Source organism: Breznakia pachnodae, from assembly GCF_030814225.1.
GTDB lineage: Bacteria > Bacillota_I > Bacilli_A > Erysipelotrichales > Erysipelotrichaceae > Breznakia > Breznakia pachnodae.
In genome coordinates this window covers 166,082-182,859 of sequence record NZ_JAUSUR010000003.1, presented here as the reverse complement: position 1 = coordinate 182,859, position 16,778 = coordinate 166,082, and the positions used below count along the sequence as shown (strand labels likewise).

Sequence of the window (16,778 nt, the reverse complement as noted above, 5' to 3'; positions counted from 1 at the left end):
ATCATTCTCCTACTTTTCACTTAAGTGTACGTTAATCTCTCCAATTACTTTATTCTTATACAAATCTACTTTTACTAATGTTGTTCCAAGTGATGCTACATTATGTACATCAACAAGTTTTCTTTTATCTAATGCAATATTGTGTTGTTTCTTAAGTCCTTCAATAATTTGTTTACTTGAAACACTACCAAATACTTTTCCACCTTCACCAGCTTTTACTTTAAATTCAACTACCAGTTTAGCAAGTTTATCTTTTAATTCAATTGCTTGTTTCTCAAGATCTTTTTCATGTTGTTTCTTATCTTCTTTTTGTTGATCTAAAATTGCTTTACTCTTTGATGATTCTTCTACTGCAAATCCTTTTGCAATTAAGAAGTTTCTTCCATATCCATCAGCCACATCAACAACTTCACCCTTTTTTCCTACCTTTTTCACATCACTAAGCAAGATTACTTTCATATACTAGGTCCTCCTCATCCAAATACTTTTTCAATGCTTCATACAATTCTTCACACAACTCATCGGTTGTCATATTTTCACGCTGAACCGCTGCAGCAGTAAAGTGACCTCCACCCTGCATTGCTTCCATAATCACCTGTACATTTACAACACCTTTACTGCGTGCTGAAATTGCTACATGAGTTTCATCAATACGTCCAACGACAAATGATGCTTCTACATTCTTAACCGATAACATCGAATCAGCACCAATTGACATTAGTGAACGCGTTAACACTTCACTGTCATCAACGCATGATACGATTAAATTATCGTTTACCATCTTTGAATACTTCAATACTTTAATCTTTGATTCAAATTCATCATAACTTTCTTTTAGTAAAGACTCCGCTTCAATTGGGTCTACACCCCACTTTTTAAGTTGAGCACATGCTTCAAAAGTTCTAAAACCAGTACGCATCTTAAAGCGGTTTGTATCTACCAGAATACCAAGATACATAATAGTTGCTTCCACTTCACTAATATTTGACTTACCTGGCTGATAAGCAATCAGTTCACTAAGTAATTCACACGTACTGCTGGCACTAGATTCCAGATACACCAAAATTGGTTTCTTCACAAAATCCGGACCACGACGGTGATGGTCAATGACAATTACACGTTCACTCTTATCAATCAGTTTTGGTGCGTTTGATTGTGAAGGATTATGATAATCTGCAACGATTAATAAATCATTTTTCCTCATCAACTTAAGCGCTTCATCTTCACTGATAAAGATATGACGTTCACTTAAATGGGCATCATAATAATTCATTGCTTCCTGTAAGTGAGATTCTATACCACCACTTTTAGAAACAATATATGCCTTCTTACCATACGATTGTACCATGCTTGAAATTGCCAGGTTGGCTCCCATACAGTCAAAGTCCATTTCCTTATGACCACTAATAAATATATTACCTGACTCCATAACAATCTCTTTGATTGCCTGTGCCATAACTCTTACTCTAACTCTACTTCTTGTGGAAGTTGCTTCGCTCTTTCCACCATAATATTTAACATCATCACCAGATTCTTTTACTGCCACCTGGTCTCCACCACGGCTTTGTGCAAGCTCCAGTAAATCATTTACCATCGTATCCAATTCTCTTAATTCTGTATGTCCTCTGGCAAATGACATGGATAATGTAATATTCACATCAATCTCTGCTGCTTTCTTTCTGACATAAGTTAAAATATCAAACTTCTCATCCAATATCTTTTTAAAGATTTCTTCATTCAATACCAAAAAGAAACGATCACTACGCAGACGACGAATCACAATCTGATGATCCTTCGCCCAATCAACGATTGGCTGACGTAAGTTAAGGTTAATATTCGTAAGTGTTGTTTCATCTTCAAACGCCTGAATATCCGAATAGTTATCCATATGAATCATACCAACCACTAACGATTCTTTTTCATAGTTCGCTTTCAATTCATTGTAACTTGTAATATCTCTTATAAATAACACATGTGCCTGATCTTTTCTTGATACTTCATATACACGCTTGTTATAAGTTCCAATTACTGTATCACGATCTCCCTGAAACAATTCTTCCACTTGTTTAATAAAAGCAGTTACTTTCTTACCAACCAACTGAATATCTCGTTCCAATAAAAAATTACTTACCCAAGTTACTTCGTACTGATCATTATAAGTTAAGATACCTACTTGACCATATTCCAAAGCACCCTTTGCTTCCTTACCTAAGATTCGCGATATATCAATCGAACGATTCTCTTTTTCATTTTGTACGGTATACAAAATCCATAATACTAACGTTGCATTTACAACTAATATAATAACCAATGCAAAGGCAATATCACCCATCCCTAGTGCAACTAAAAGTATTAATGCTACGACTTCCAACATCAGTACCATTGCTACCTGTAGTTTTATATTTTCCATATACTTCATAGAATCACCTACTTCCTGTTTCCGGAGGAAATCCCCAGAAAAAATCTACAATCCCAATCATTAACACAACATTATTAATTCCTGGTATAAAACATGCAAGAATGGCAAACATAACCAGGTTACGTTTGCGTTTCTTAATTAAATAACTTAACAGTGCAAGTAATCCATTTGCTATACCAACGATTAATGCAATAAAATAAATCACAAAAATATAAGGTTCTAAATCTTTAGAAAACATACCGAAACCACTTAGAAGATACAAACCCCAACCGATTACAACTGGATACCCCAGCCATCGTGGCAGTTCAATCTCCTGAATTGGTTTTAATGGTTTTACCTTTATGCGTAATCGTTCAAGTAGTACATGGCTTGCTGCATGAACAACAATTCCCTGTAATAATGCCAGACCAATATAACTAAGTGCAATCACTGACATTACTAATGTCTTTGTATCAACCACTGCTCCAACATCACCAAGTGCTTTGGTTAATTCCACAAATTCTTCAGCTATATTATAACCAAAGATACCTGCCATAACCACAGCCGTTAGAAAAGTCACAACAAGGTGACCAATAATGCTAATTGCCAGTAATACACCATTCTTAAAGTCCTTACTTAAACCATACCCATAAATAAGACCAATTCCTAAAGCAGAAAACAAATAGAATATTCCTGTGAATGTTGAAAACAACACAGAAGTAAACATACAGGATACAAATACAATAATTCCTGCCTTCGCTCCATACCTTACTACATATACAATCATTGGTAAACTTAAAAGCCAAAAAATCATATCCTCAAAAAAGTTAGCACTTTGACGATTAATTAGCAAAATAACAGCAATACATGCAATCATCATTGCGCCTTCTGTTATCTGTCTTGTTTTTGACTTCATATTATCACCTACAACTTACTTACCATTTTACCAATTTTTCGCCTATTATGAAAGAGATTAAGCAAGAAAAAACAGTAGACTCTTTCACAAGTCCACTGCTTTCAGGGTTATTCCCATTTAAATAATTTTATTGATAAGACCATACAGATAATCATAATCACAATCATTGCCATAATTGGCGCAAATAGATTGTTCATTGTAAGTCCCATTGATGATGCTTCCAGCATCTTAATTCCTTGTGTCAGCGGTAATACATCAGCTACTTTCTGTAAGGTTTCTGGCATTACCTCATAAGGTAAAGTTGCTCCTGAGAAAATAAGCATTGGGAAATATAACAAACTAGCAATTACACTTGCCATCTTCATATTTGGTGCCAATCCACCTACCATCATACCAATTGAAAACATTGATGCCATCGTTAACAGATAACTAACTAAAAACATGATGAGCGAGCCCTGCATCTGATAGCCAAAGAAAATTGCAGCGATTCCATAAACTAAGATTAATGAAGCAATCGCATAGATTGCATAAATCGTTACCTGTACCACTAATATGAGTACTGGGCTGATTGGCGTAACCTGAAGTCGTTTTAATACTTTCTTCTGACGATAATCAGCTACCACAATTGGTAATCCCATGACACCTCCAGCACAAATACCGATTGTTGATACCGCACTAAATGACTGCGCAATTGACTGAGATCCCGAATCACTTCCACCAAAGATACTACCAATTAGAAACATAACAACTACTGGCATAATAATGGCAAATATAACCATATTCATATCTCGAATTGATAATCTAAATTCTACTTTCAACATTTCCTTATAAGCTTTCCACATATGCATCCTCCTCATCAATAAACCACAGATATGTTTCTTCTAACGTATCATATGGACTTTCTTCAATCGCATCTTCTACAGTTCCATAGAAGATAAACCTTCCATCTTTCAGAATTCCGATTCGATTACACAGAATCTCTACCTCGTCCATGAAATGTGATGTAAGAAAGATACTCATTCCCTTTTCCTTTAACTCTGCGATTCCTTTCCACACATCACGTCTGGCTTTTGTATCTAATCCTGTTGTTAGTTCATCCAAAAATAATACTTCAGGATTAGGAATGAGAGCCAACACAATGAACAGTCTCTGACGTTGTCCTCCCGATAATTCACTTACCAGATTCTTTATCTTCTCTTTTAATCCAAACTGGGCCAGTAATGGCATATACTCTTGTGGATTTTTATAAAACGATGATGTTTCTTCACACAACTCTTTTACTGTAATTTTTTCCTGATAACTTGCTTCCTGAAATTGAACACCCACTTTCTCAAATAAACTTCTACGTTGTTTTATAGGATCTTTTTCTAAAATTGAAACGGTTCCACTATCAGCATGTTTTGTACCGAGCATACATTCGATTGTTGTACTTTTACCTGCACCATTAGCACCAAGTAAACCAAATACTTCACCTTTGCTTAAAGTGAAACTAATTCCTTTGACCACCTCTAATTGATCATACGATTTTGATAAATTATTTACGTTAATTGTCTCCATAAAACCTCCTTCGTTCCAAAAGAATAACACCAAAACAAAGTCTGGTGTTAAAATGGAGGGTTTAATTTTTTTATTATGTCACAAGCCTTTAAGGTATTCGCCTTTGCATTATCAAGGGAAGATATTAACTCATCACATACCATGATAATATCCTCATCTGGATGAGGTGTATTAATCACAGAACGAATACTTGTATCTGGGTCTTGTTGTAGTTGATTCAGCATCCGCATAATCGCCATTAATGAATAATTAGCATATCGTAAAGCTCTTATTATTTTTAAACGTTCTATATCATCTTCATAGTAAACACGATACCCATTCTTTTTTCGTTTTACCTGAATTAAACCATTTAATTCCCAGTTACGCAAACGGTCGATTGATATCCCTAGTTCATCTGCAGTTTCTTTTCGATTCAAACACAAATCAGAATCAGTAGTTTTTCCATGAAGGATCTGCTCTACAATTTTAATTGCTTCTTCCGCATTTTGCTTTTCTTCATCTATTTGATTTAAATACTCGGCAACTAACAATAGAGCTTTGTCATAATCTTGGCTTGCAACCACACTAACAATCTCTACTACTTTTTTACGCATTCCATTCTGTACGATTGGAACTTCAAAAAGATATCGTAAGATTCTGATTTGCTGAATATGCAAATCAGTAAACACACGATACCCGTTTTTCTTTCGTTTTGGTTTCGTTATAAAACCCCATTCCTCATATAGACGAACAGTATTTGAGTGAACACCAATGATATTTGCAACTTCTATAGTAGAATAAGAATCTTTCATATATGCTCCGTTTCTTCTTATCCATTATACCAAACTAAATCAGTTACTCATTAACTTCTACTAAATTTTGATTTAAATCTTTAATTTTCTTTTTTACCTTCCAAAAGCAAGGTGTACTAAGTTTAATTGATTTTCCATCTTGAAATTGAAGAATTGATACATGATAAGAATTCATTCTCGAAAATAATCCATCTCCACTATACTTATAATGATTTCTGGCATTAAGGTTTGATCGATCTTCATAGACCTGATAAAGCTGATCATACGAATAACGCTTTTTCATTAACAGACGCTTATAAATCAATCCTCTTTCATATAACTCAAGACTTGTCATTGCTTTATTAATTAACCATAATCCAGTTAATCCAAAAATAACCAAAGGTACATATCTACCTATCTCATAAAAATCTGAATCTGTATCAAAGAAATTCATATTCATAAATACAAATATAGCTAGTGCTATAAATCCTACTGCCAACAATAATAAAACGGTTCTACGAGAATTAACTCGATCAATTAGATACCCATACTCCCTATCTTGTACTTTCTTATCTAAATCTTTTAATGGTGAATATACTTTCATAATTACACCTCGTAGAATCTTGCAGGTATTACGCTAAGACTCGGCATTTTGTTTTCTTTTAAATCATCTGTCAACAAGCAAGGAATTACCCTTTGTTTTGGAATAAATGTTTTTGGCAATATCTTCTGACTAACTGTATTCACCGTTACCCAAATATCCATACCCTCATTAATTGAAGAAGGTAATTTATAAGTAAAGTATCCTTCTTGCTTACGAATTCCTTCTGCAATTTTTCGCATATCTTTTGGCACATTAGCTCCATACACAACCTTATGTACCTCTTTTGCTTTCTGATCAATCCAATCAATATCATTACCATGTGTTCTGTCCAACACCACTAAAGCAACATATCCTGTAGTCTCATCCCCTGGTGCAAATAACACACCATCCGCCTGTACAATCCCTGTGTATACAATTGGCGCATGCATATAAGCGTTTCTCCACTTATCCTTTCCTAGCATTGGTGCTTTCCCAGCTATCTCCACAAAGAACTCACTATCGATATCTCTTGGAACTCTTGCATACTTTTCTAACTTAGATACATCAATCTGATTTGTTTCAAGTAGTGCATTCTCTTCTTCTTGTTTTTGATATGCAGCAGCTAAATACTCTTCAACATCCAATCCCTGATCTCTCATTTCTTCTAACTGCTCAATACTTAAACTCTCCATCTGCTTTTTTATCTGTTTATCAAATAGACCCATTATAGTCCCTCCATTTATCTTTATTGTATAGTAGTAAGACAAGTAATGGAATCATAAAGTTCCCCAATTATATATAAAAATGCTACAACTGCTGTAGCATTTTTATATATCTATTATTTAACTGCTTTTCTTCTTTTTGTGACAACTACAAAACCACATAATGAAAGAAGTAATAATCCTCCATATAATGATAAGTTTGTCGTATCACCTGTATTCACGTTTTTCGTAACATCTGTTGTAGTTGAAGTCTCCCCACTGATACTTGGTTTAGACACAACTGGTGGATTGGTACCTGGTGTACTTGGGTTTGTAACAACTGGTACTTTATTTGAATCATCCAATTGTTTTTGAGCATCATCAATAATATCTTGAAGTTCATCTTTTAAATCACCATTTGGCAACTTATTTACTAAATCCTGAGCATTATCAATATCCTCTTGGGTTACACCATCACTTAACTTGCCCTCATCATCCAATAGATTACCCACTACATTTTTCGCATTTAACATATCCTGTGCTTTATCAATTTCAGCCATAAGCTCTGTTTTTAATTTTCCATCTGGCAATTTATTAACTACAATTTTAGCATTATCAATTACAGCTTGGTCAGTTGTATCTTTGATATCTGTATGTGTACTATCTGTAAATAAATTTTCAACTACAGCTTTTGCATCTAACATACTTTGTGCTTTTGCAACTTCTGCTAATAGGTTTTCTTTAAATGATCCATCTGGTAATGCATTTACTACTGCTAATGCATCATTAATTGTATCTTGATTTGTTATATCCTTGATATCCTCATGTGTGCTATCTGTGAATAGAGCGTCTACTTTTGCTTGTGCTGATGTTCTGTTATTCAAGAATTCCTGTGCTAAATCAATATCTGCTTGTAGGTCTGTTTTAAACTGACCATCTGGTAAGATTTTTATTAATTCTTTTGCATCATCAATTGTCTCTTGTGTAACATTATCTAACACGTCTGTTCTTGTATCATTCAATAGATTTCCCACTCCAGTTTGTGCATCTAGCATACTTTGAGCCAAGTCAATATTATCTTGCCATTTTTGCTTTTCTGTTGGGTCACTAATCCAATCTGCACTCTCTTGAGCTTTTTTAATATCTTCCTGTGTTATTCCTTCTGCGGGTCCACTAAGATCTGTATTTAGTAAATTTTCTGCCAAGTCATCATATACAAAAATCCCCCCTGTACTCTCATCCAAATTTGTTGTATATACAGGAGCCTGTATCATATCTGTACCTTGAATTCTAACCTTCGTCAATTGACTATCAGCAGGAATTTTTTCTGCTGGATTCCCTGTTAATCCAGCGTTGTCACACAACTCTAAAGTTTTTAATGTAGAATTTGTGAATAGCGAATCTGGAACTTCTCCTGATAAATTATTTTTATTTATTGATATTCTTGTAAGAGGTAAATATCCTATACTCTCAGGAATTGAACCACTCAATAAATTACTATGTAACAATATTTGACGCAGACTAGAACAATTTCCTAATTCTTCTGGAATAGAACCTGTTAACTGGTTAAAAGATATTGCCAATTGTTCTAAACTTCCAAGGTTTCCAAAAGTAGTTGGAATTGATCCAGAAAGGTTATTTGTATGTAAATGCAGAGATTGTAAATTTGATAGTTGACCAATGTCTGATGGAATTGAACCACTCAGGTGGTTTTCTGAAAGGTTTAAAACTGTTAATCCACTCATACTTCCCAAACCACTAGGTATTTCTCCAGTAAATTGGTTTTTATCTAAATATAATGATGATAGATTTGGGTTTGTAAAATACTCAATTCCTGTAATTGTGCCTGCAAGCCCTAAGTTCCTTACATGGATCTTTGTACCTGTCCATGCAGCTGCTTCACTTTTTGAAATAACTCCATCTTTGACACTACCATCAGCTCCATCAACTGCTGGATATATGCTTAATATAGCATCATGCAGTGGTTGTGATGATGCCGGAAATGCTGGTTCACTTGTAGAAAGTGGAGCTATGTTACTTGAGTCACCATTCTCTGTTGCATCAATTGTATTTATACTTGCTAAACTAAATAATGTTCCTATTGCTAAAAGGCTAATAAGTATTCTTTTCTTTATACTATTCTTTTTCATAATTCCTCCATACTTGATTTTTTATAATGATTATGGGAAGTCGATACTATATTTTATGTATTGATTATTTTGATTAAAAATAACAATTGTTATTTCATTCCTAAATAATCCAATCACTTTCTTCCTGTTTTCAATTTGATATTTTTTTCCTTCATATTCTAAATATGATTTTTCATAATCCACCTGATTAAACTCATCAGATATCTTTAGTTCTATATAATTATCATAATTATATACTTCAATTAATTCTGGTGCTTTACTATCAATGTTATTTATTTCAACAGATATCTGTTCATTTTTCACTTGAACAATTAAATTCCCATTACGTTTTGCTTTTATAATAATGCTATTGTCATTCACAGAAAATGACTGTTCTTCATTATCCAGTACAACATTGATATTTTTTTCATTTACACTTTGTTGTAACTTAACTACTATTTCTACACCATCTCTTCTAGGAAATTGAGGATAATATACACTTTCTATATATTGATATCCTTTTGACTTGTTATACATAATATTGTCATTCTCTACAATTTCATCATACGCTTTGGAGTCATGTTTCTTTATCATATTTTCTTGTGTCATAATCACCACTAGTATTGATACAATACAAACCATACTGATTGTTATGTATAACATATAATTTGAAATTGAACTAATAGAATTCAATATTCTTACAAGTTTATTAGAGATAAAATTATTTTTATCATATGTTAAATCTTGTATTTGTCCAAGTTCCTCTCGATGTTCTTCAAGAATAAGTGCTAATAAAGGTAATAGGGTAATGCTATATAGTTTTACATTATTCTCTTCTTGGTAATCTGAAATCTTTTCTTGAAGTTTTTTTCTTCCATCGTGCAATCGCGATTTTACACTTCCCACTGGACATTCCAATATATTTGCAATTTCTTCAATCTTCAATTCATCTAAATAGTGAAGAGTAATTGCTTCTTTTTGTTTTCTTGGTAATTTCTCAATTAATTCTTTTACAACATCTTTCGTCTGTTGTAGGTCATATGATTCTTTTGGTAAACGATATATTCGTTCTTCCTTTATATTTGCTTCAAAGCTCTCTTCATAATTGTCATTGTATAGAAATTCCACATCCGTCTTTTTATGATTTCGTATGTAAGTTAAACAACTGTTTCTTGCTAATCGATACATCCATGAAGTAAATGCCTCAGGACTTTTTAAACTATGGATATTCTTATAAATACGAATCATCACTTCTTGAGACATATCTCTGGCATCCGCCTCATTACCAATTATGGTATAACACCAGAAATATACTTTTTTAATCACATATGAGTACAATAACTCAAATTGTTCAATGTCCTTTTGGACTTCTCTTACAATTTGGGTAAGTCGCTCATCCTTCATAGTACTGCCCTCCTTATTACCAAAATTTTACTTACCCTAATACTTAAGGCAACAAGTCTTAAAAAAAGGTTGGGTTTTCAAGTAAAACTTTTGATTATTTATTTTATAAATTTCTTTTCCTTCCATTAGTCGTAAATAACACTTATATCGTTCATTCTAATTAGAAATTTTTCGCATAAAAAAAAGTAATCCACAAATTGTGAACTACTTCATTGTTTTGATTAGCCAGTCTTTATATATTTTTAATTGTTCATTTGCATGAAAGTAATGCTCTCCATTTTCTACTATGGTTAACCCTGCATTAGAGTCTTCTACAAACTTCTTTATATAATCAAACTGGGAAACTTCATCATTCTCTCCATATAGAATTGAAGTTGGTTTCTTCCAAACAATTGGATGATTTACTACATACTGATAATAATCCCAATATAATGTCTTCATTGGTGTAGCAATCTCTTGCTCTTTTTCTAAACGTTCCTTACTAATATCAAACCACATCATTATATTTTCTATAAGTTGTTTCATCTCTACCATTGGAGATAAGAATAATGTCTGTTTAATATCTTCATCCTTATAAGCAACCAAACTAAAATATGCCCCAATACTACATCCATATAAATTAATCTCTTTGTAGTGTTGTTTCGCATAACACATTATCTTTTCTAAATCCTCTACTGCGTATTGAACTTTACATGTTTTGGATTCTTCTTTTCTTTTCCCATGAGCAGGTAAGTCAAAACTTAAGACCTGATAACCTTTACTAGTTGCAACTTCCGCAAGTATTTGTATTACTTCATCATCTTTATTTGATTGATCACCATGAACTGCTATAAATAGGTTTTCTGATTGTTCTCCCCAAATAACTGCAGGAATATCATCTATTTTAAATGTATGTTTCTTCATATATTAATGTCCTCTGTGTTTACTTTTTCGCTTTATTTGTTTCAACAGAAACTGTTTTTCTCTTCTTTGTTTTCGTTCTAAAGAAGATTGTTTCTTTCTTGCTAGTTTACCTTCTTCTTGTTGGTTCTTAATCGCCTGCTGTGATTTTGTCCCTACACCTATTGTCTGTGTTTGCTTTTTTACCTGTCGCTGCATCCGTTTGGGATTTATCTTCTTCTCAAACTTCATTTCTGCCTGCACAGGTTTACTAAATTGTAAACTATACCAGTTATGATTCAAATACTCATACACTTCATAATCTTTGGGTTCACTACCAAAGGTAATCTTACAAACTTCTAAATTACCATTGTCTATAATCTCATAAACTCCAACCCAAAATGGATTCTCAAAATACACTGTCAATTTGCTTTGAATTTTTTCCACAATAAAACCTCCTTGTTGTTTTCAAAGCAAAGAACGGACAACCAAGGAGGCAGGTTACTGACAGTTATACTGCGTCTGGACTACCAGCCAGACCGTGTTTTTTTCTTTACTGATTCGTATATATTCTACTATATATGAAGGCATAAGAAAAGCATGTGACGATTATTATCACATGCTTGTTTATTGTTATAGATTAGTCTTCTACGTAAGGTAGTAATGCCATTTGACGAGCACGTTTGATAGCAGTAGCTAACATTCTTTGGTATTTAGCTTTTGTACCAGTAACACGTCTAGGAATAATTTTTCCATTAGCAGAAATAAATCTTCTTAACAGTTCAACATCTTTGTAGTCGATTGTTTCAATTTTATTTTTCGTAAAGTAACATACTTTTCTACGTCCAACTCTTTGTTTTTTATAAGCCATGATATACTCCTTTCATTAAAATGGTAAATCATCACTTGCAATATCTAATGTATCATTAGCAAAGTCATCTGCAACTGATGATGATTGATCTTGTGTATACCCACTATTTTGCACTTGATCTTGTGGTGCATATTGTGGAGTATAAGATTGAGTTTGAGCACCAGCAGTGCTTCTTGATTCTAAGAAATCAAAGTTCTCAATCGTTACATCTGTCGTATATACTGTTCTTCCGTCTTTATCTTGGTAAGTTCCAGTAGTGATACGTCCTTCTACACCGATTAATGAACCTTTATGTAAATATTGGCCCATTGTCTCCGCAGTTTTTCCCCATGCTGTACAAGAGATAAAGTCAGCATCAGGCTGTCCTTCTTGTTTAAAGCGACGGTTTACTGCAAGTGTAAAACGGATTACTGAAGTCCCAGATTGTGTTTTTCTTAGTTCTAAGTCTTTGGTAATTCTACCAGTCAATAAAACTTTGTTCATTCTCTAGTCCTCCTTATTTCTCTTCATCAGTTTTGATAACTAAGAAACGAATTACATTTGAATTAATACGTGTTAAACGGTTGAATTCATCGATAGCTTCATTTCCAGCAGTTACATTAATAACATAGTAAAAACCTTTAGTCATGTGGTTAATTTCATACGCGAACTCTTTGCTTCCCCACTCATCGACTTTGTCGATAGTAGCTCCGTTGTCAGTTAATGTTTTATGAACTGATTCAACAACGTTTGCTCTAGCAGCATCTTCTAATGATGCGTTCACGATGTACATGATTTCATATTTTCTCATTCTGTACACCTCCTTCTGGTCATTTGGCTGTTTATCTAGCGTAAACAGCAAGGAGTAAACTATATTTACTCGCTAATATATAATACCAAACCCAGAGGTGATTTGCAAAGGATTATTTCATTATTTTCGAGTCCTATACATCTCACCATTTTTCATAATGTATCTTATCAGATTCCAACTTTGATTTATCTGGAATATCAACCTGCTTATCCATTGGATAACCTAGTGCCAGAATAGAATGCGGAATGATGGATTCAGGTAATTCAAGTAACTCCTGTTGAGCGTTTACACGGTCCATCTGTGGCCATGTTCCTAACCATACACTACCAATTCCAAGGTCATGAGCAGCTAAGGTAGTATTCTGACAAGCAATTGATGCATCGATTACCTAGTAATCCTTTGCATGCGGAAATGCCCGTTCAAGATCACCACATACCAAAATGCCAATATCTGCATGACGCAAAGGTTTTGCTGGTTTTCCATTTGCATCTGCCATTTTAGTTAACATATCTTTATCTCTAACTACAATAAATATCCAATCTCTGGCATTTACACAACTCGGCCCAGCCATTCCTGCTTCTAAAATCAAAGCTAAATCATGGTCACTAATCTTATCAGAAGTAAACTTTCTAACACTTTTTCTTGTTTTAATTGCTTCAATTGTGTTCATATATAAGTCCTCACTTTTATCACATACATTTATTATAATACTTAATCGCTACCAGCATAAGAAAAAGCCATACATTTTGCATGACTTTCATTCATTTAATTTGCGTCTATTCTACAGGCTCTCCTAAAATAATCTTAGGCATAGTAGTTAAACATCTCGTCCATCTTTTATAAAACTTCTCAATCCCTAGTTTTGAAACCTCTGCATGAACTTCTTTATTTTCAACCTGCCAAACTAAAACATAAGTTATTTTACCTACATATCTCGTTAAAGGTATTGGAGCTACACCTTCTTTTACTGCATTAAAATCTTTTTGACGATGATTTCGTTTAACATAATAAACATCAATGACCCCCTTTTGCGATTTATAAAAATCCGCAACTTCTCTCATTAGTTCTTCAACTTCCTGTTCTTTATTTAGTTTTACTTCATAAATACAGATTTCATTAAACATTGAAAGTACCTCCATAATATTTATGTTATCTTGATTTGATTAATCTACTTTATTATTACAACTTTATCACTTAATATCTTTGTATCCTGTACACTATTATCTTTGATATTTAACACTTTTAAATGTTCAAGGTCTTTTATTGGTGATAAATCCTTTACATAATTATTTGCAATATTAATATAAGTAAGATTTTGCATTGAAGATACGAAATCTAATGTAGATACATTAGCACTGATGAGTTCTAATTTTTCTAATCCAGTTAGATGAACAAGTATATCCTCAAAGTCTCCCATCCCCAAATCACTCGCTACATCACTTCCACCGGATACTCGATCATAATCTGTATATTCAGTTATCACTCGTAATTCTTTTAATGTTGGATTGACAGTAGAATATGCTGAATCAAGATAGAAATATTTAGCACGTACTTCCAGTTGTTCAATTGGTAATGAGAACAGTGCAGCCCCATTTCCACTATAACCAAAACTAGTATCTTCACCAATAATTACCTTTTTTAAATTTGGTAAGCTTCTTAATCCATTTACATCCTCAAATTTTCCGCCAGTTACTTCCAGTGTTTCTAAACCACTCAATCCATATAAGTATTGATCCCCATCATCACTTGGTAATTCCACAACTAAATTCTTAATTGTTGATTTATTTGCAAGAACAGGAAACATATATTCACTAATCGATACATTCTCTAGTTGTGACATATTTGATACATTAAACGAATCTTTTAGAGCGTAATCATTTGCTATATCAAGTAAATTCAATGTTTTCAGATTTTTCAATGTCGCTAAAGCATCGATATTATTTAATGAAGAATTATAACCAATCGTTAATGAACTAATAGAATCACGATCTCGCAGTGGCTCTAATGTCATCACAGAAGTATTATCTATGGTTACTGAATTTAAATTTGGCATATTGCTCACAAAATCTAAGTCTTTTAATTTTTCCGAGTAAATATTAACTTCATTTAGTTGATTCATACTATATAAGAAATTAAAATCAGTTACCATTCCCTGCGAATCAGATACTTCTAAACTCTTTATTTGAGTACAGTTTGAAATCCATGAAATATCCCAAGCTTCACTTGCAATCGTATATACACGTAACGACTCAAGTTTTTTCAACTTTGATATTTCGCTTAAGTTCTCTGTATCTGTACTAATATACAAGTCCAATGTTTCAAGATTTTTAAATTCTTGCAACTTTTCATAATTATAGTCAGAATAACTCATACTTAACTCTTTTACGTTTTCCGGATTAGGGAAACTATCTAAATCTGAAAGTGAAATATGATTACTATGAAGTAACACCCCCTTAAGGTCTTTCATGTCTGAAAAATTCTGATTATATTCCATACGACATCCATTATATATTTCTAACTTGGTAAGACCTTTCATTGTTAGTACATCGCTCATATCAATGCCTTCTTTACCAACAATCATTAGTTTTTTCTTATTTGTTTCAAAATTCGCTCTGTCTGCATAGTAATCTTCAAAACTATATTCAAATGTATACCAATTAGAAATACTATCATAATTAATACTTACATATTTGATTTGCTTGAGGTCATCTGTAGTGATATCTTTTGTATCTTTTTCTAACACAGTTGAAGTAAATTCCTGGATTACCACACTCTCAGGTAAATCTCTAATTTCTCCACTGCTGTCACTCCCACCAGAATCCATAGTAGCCATAAGAAAAACAAACAGACAAGCGGACAAAGCTAAAAGAACACTTATCACAATAATTGCTGCTTTTGGTGGCTTCTTACCAGGCTGGTAACTTCCTGACTGATAATAATTATTAATTGTTGGCTGTTCTGTATCAATTATAAATTCAGTGTGACAATACTTACACGTTGCTGTTTTTAAACCTGGATCTGCTTTTACTTTTCCCCCACAGTTTGGACAACTTAGTTTTACTAATTTCATATTCCCTCCAGTATACTTCTATTACTTAGACATAATTTAAGTAAATATGGTTCTTAAATTAAGTCCTCTTTTGTTGTTATCTTTTTATTTGCATAATCACCAGGTACTAGCTTCACTCGTATGTTTCCCCCATACGCTTCCACTAATTGTGCATCATCACTGGCAACAAACCCATCTGCCGCAGCTTTTTTATGACACTCAATAATTAAATCTGTCTTAAAACATTGTGGTGTCTGTGCTGAATAACAAGTAGAACGTTCTGGTGAATACTCAACGTAGCCATCTTTCACAATTTTAATTGTATCTACAACTGGAACTGCAAGCAAGCATGCATCATCTTCCTGCAGCGTTCTTTTCAGTTTTGTTATTTCTTTTTTATCAATATATGGTCTTGCACCATCATGAATCATGACATAATCACTTTTCACAATCTCTAAACCTTTGAACACACTTTCCTGACGTGTACTTCCTCCTTTTGTATATGTGATTTTATCACTTGATAAAATTCGTTCAAACATTTGACGATCATCCAAAGAAATCACCATGATGATTTCTTCACAGTCAGGATCATTCACAAACACTGACACTGTTTTTGCTATCATCATCTCTCCATGCATTTCATAAAATAATTTATTATAACCCAGATTCGTTCTGGTTCCTTTGCCTGCGGCAACAATCACTGTACTATATTTCATACGCAAATCATACCA

General features: G+C 33.3%; 20 protein-coding genes. All 20 read right to left on the bottom strand.

Annotated features, from left to right (window positions below):
* Window positions 1-9: 9 nt before the first annotated feature.
* Complete coding sequence (rplI, locus tag J2S15_RS09320) at window positions 10-459, bottom strand: 50S ribosomal protein L9 (protein ID WP_307407620.1); 450 nt, start codon at window positions 457-459, stop codon at window positions 10-12.
* Complete coding sequence (locus J2S15_RS09315) at window positions 440-2,419, bottom strand: GGDEF domain-containing protein (protein WP_307407619.1); 1,980 nt, start codon at window positions 2,417-2,419, stop codon at window positions 440-442. Before J2S15_RS09315 ends, rplI begins: the two co-directional genes overlap by 20 nt.
* 4 nt (window positions 2,420-2,423) lie before the next feature.
* The gene (locus J2S15_RS09310) at window positions 2,424-3,314 is read right to left on the bottom strand and encodes a DUF2232 domain-containing protein (protein WP_307407618.1); all 891 of its coding nucleotides are present in this window, start codon (window positions 3,312-3,314) and stop codon (window positions 2,424-2,426) included.
* A gap of 107 nt (window positions 3,315-3,421) precedes the next feature.
* A complete protein-coding gene (locus J2S15_RS09305) occupies window positions 3,422-4,156 on the bottom strand; it encodes an ABC transporter permease (RefSeq protein ID WP_307407616.1) in 735 nt (244 codons plus the stop codon).
* Entirely contained in the window at window positions 4,140-4,871 is a 732-nt protein-coding gene (locus J2S15_RS09300; protein WP_307407615.1) for an ABC transporter ATP-binding protein, read from the bottom strand. Before J2S15_RS09300 ends, J2S15_RS09305 begins: the two co-directional genes overlap by 17 nt.
* A gap of 47 nt (window positions 4,872-4,918) precedes the next feature.
* Complete coding sequence (locus J2S15_RS09295; protein WP_307407613.1) at window positions 4,919-5,662, bottom strand: MerR family transcriptional regulator; 744 nt, start codon at window positions 5,660-5,662, stop codon at window positions 4,919-4,921.
* Between the two features lie 43 nt (window positions 5,663-5,705).
* Complete coding sequence (locus J2S15_RS09290; protein ID WP_307407611.1) at window positions 5,706-6,245, bottom strand: DUF6585 family protein; 540 nt, start codon at window positions 6,243-6,245, stop codon at window positions 5,706-5,708.
* A 2-nt stretch (window positions 6,246-6,247) separates the two neighbouring features.
* Window positions 6,248-6,949, bottom strand: coding sequence for a hypothetical protein (locus J2S15_RS09285; protein WP_307407609.1), 702 nt, complete (start codon window positions 6,947-6,949; stop codon window positions 6,248-6,250).
* A gap of 113 nt (window positions 6,950-7,062) precedes the next feature.
* The gene (locus J2S15_RS09280) at window positions 7,063-9,075 is read right to left on the bottom strand and encodes a toxin Cry1Ac domain D-VI-related protein (RefSeq protein WP_307407607.1); all 2,013 of its coding nucleotides are present in this window, start codon (window positions 9,073-9,075) and stop codon (window positions 7,063-7,065) included.
* 30 nt (window positions 9,076-9,105) lie between these two features.
* Window positions 9,106-10,458 carry an RNA polymerase sigma factor gene (locus tag J2S15_RS09275; RefSeq protein WP_307407605.1) on the bottom strand — a complete coding sequence of 451 codons (1,353 nt, stop codon included), beginning with the start codon at window positions 10,456-10,458 and terminating at the stop codon, window positions 9,106-9,108.
* Window positions 10,459-10,662: 204 nt separating this feature from the next.
* Window positions 10,663-11,361 carry an alpha/beta hydrolase gene (locus tag J2S15_RS09270; RefSeq protein WP_307407603.1) on the bottom strand — a complete coding sequence of 233 codons (699 nt, stop codon included), beginning with the start codon at window positions 11,359-11,361 and terminating at the stop codon, window positions 10,663-10,665.
* A gap of 3 nt (window positions 11,362-11,364) precedes the next feature.
* Window positions 11,365-11,784, bottom strand: coding sequence for a YjdF family protein (locus J2S15_RS09265; protein ID WP_307407602.1), 420 nt, complete (start codon window positions 11,782-11,784; stop codon window positions 11,365-11,367).
* A gap of 193 nt (window positions 11,785-11,977) precedes the next feature.
* Window positions 11,978-12,208, bottom strand: a complete 231-nt coding sequence (gene rpsR, locus J2S15_RS09260; protein ID WP_307407599.1) for a 30S ribosomal protein S18 — start codon at window positions 12,206-12,208, stop codon at window positions 11,978-11,980.
* Window positions 12,209-12,223: 15 nt separating this feature from the next.
* Window positions 12,224-12,691 (bottom strand): single-stranded DNA-binding protein, encoded by a 468-nt coding sequence (locus J2S15_RS09255; RefSeq protein WP_307407597.1) that lies wholly within the window; start codon window positions 12,689-12,691, stop codon window positions 12,224-12,226.
* A gap of 13 nt (window positions 12,692-12,704) precedes the next feature.
* Window positions 12,705-12,998 carry a 30S ribosomal protein S6 gene (gene rpsF / locus J2S15_RS09250; protein WP_307407595.1) on the bottom strand — a complete coding sequence of 98 codons (294 nt, stop codon included), beginning with the start codon at window positions 12,996-12,998 and terminating at the stop codon, window positions 12,705-12,707.
* Between the two features lie 142 nt (window positions 12,999-13,140).
* Window positions 13,141-13,371, bottom strand: coding sequence for a nitroreductase family protein (locus J2S15_RS09245; RefSeq protein ID WP_307408246.1), 231 nt, complete (start codon window positions 13,369-13,371; stop codon window positions 13,141-13,143).
* Between the two features lie 15 nt (window positions 13,372-13,386).
* Window positions 13,387-13,668 (bottom strand): nitroreductase family protein, encoded by a 282-nt coding sequence (locus tag J2S15_RS09240; RefSeq protein ID WP_307407593.1) that lies wholly within the window; start codon window positions 13,666-13,668, stop codon window positions 13,387-13,389.
* Window positions 13,669-13,774: 106 nt separating this feature from the next.
* Window positions 13,775-14,122 carry a hypothetical protein gene (locus J2S15_RS09235; protein WP_307407591.1) on the bottom strand — a complete coding sequence of 116 codons (348 nt, stop codon included), beginning with the start codon at window positions 14,120-14,122 and terminating at the stop codon, window positions 13,775-13,777.
* Window positions 14,123-14,166: 44 nt separating this feature from the next.
* Window positions 14,167-16,068, bottom strand: coding sequence for a hypothetical protein (locus J2S15_RS09230; RefSeq protein WP_307407590.1), 1,902 nt, complete (start codon window positions 16,066-16,068; stop codon window positions 14,167-14,169).
* A gap of 53 nt (window positions 16,069-16,121) precedes the next feature.
* On the bottom strand, window positions 16,122-16,763 hold the full coding sequence (gene ispD / locus J2S15_RS09225; protein WP_307407588.1) for a 2-C-methyl-D-erythritol 4-phosphate cytidylyltransferase: 642 nt from the start codon (window positions 16,761-16,763) through the stop codon (window positions 16,122-16,124).
* Between the last annotated feature and the right edge of the window lie 15 nt (window positions 16,764-16,778).